This window comes from Streptomyces lancefieldiae (assembly GCF_031845825.1).
In the GTDB taxonomy this organism is placed as follows: Bacteria; Actinomycetota; Actinomycetes; order Streptomycetales; family Streptomycetaceae; genus Streptomyces; species Streptomyces lancefieldiae.
The window spans coordinates 1-255 of sequence record NZ_JAVRFH010000448.1; the positions used below are offsets into that span (position 1 = coordinate 1).

Genomic DNA, 255 nt, shown 5'->3' on the forward strand with positions numbered 1-255 from the left:
ATCGGTCTGTTGGAGGCCAGGGAGAAGGGGATCCGGGAGGAGGTGGCGCGGTTGCGTGCCGCGCTCGATGAGGCGGAACGTGCGCTTCAGCGCCTGGTGGATGCACGGGTCACGGTGACGGAGGTGCCGGCCGAGGAGCCGGCCGTGGTGCCGGAGTCTTTGCCGCAGAGGGCGGTTGCGGGATCGACGGTGCCGCACCGGACCGAGGGCATGACGGCATCGGTGCTGGCAGTGGACTACCAGCACATCGTGGGC

Annotated in this window: 1 pseudogene; it reads left to right on the forward strand. The window is 69.8% G+C overall.

Annotated features, from left to right (window positions below):
- A pseudogene (locus RM812_RS43505) lies at positions 1-255 on the forward strand (hypothetical protein); the annotation flags it as partial.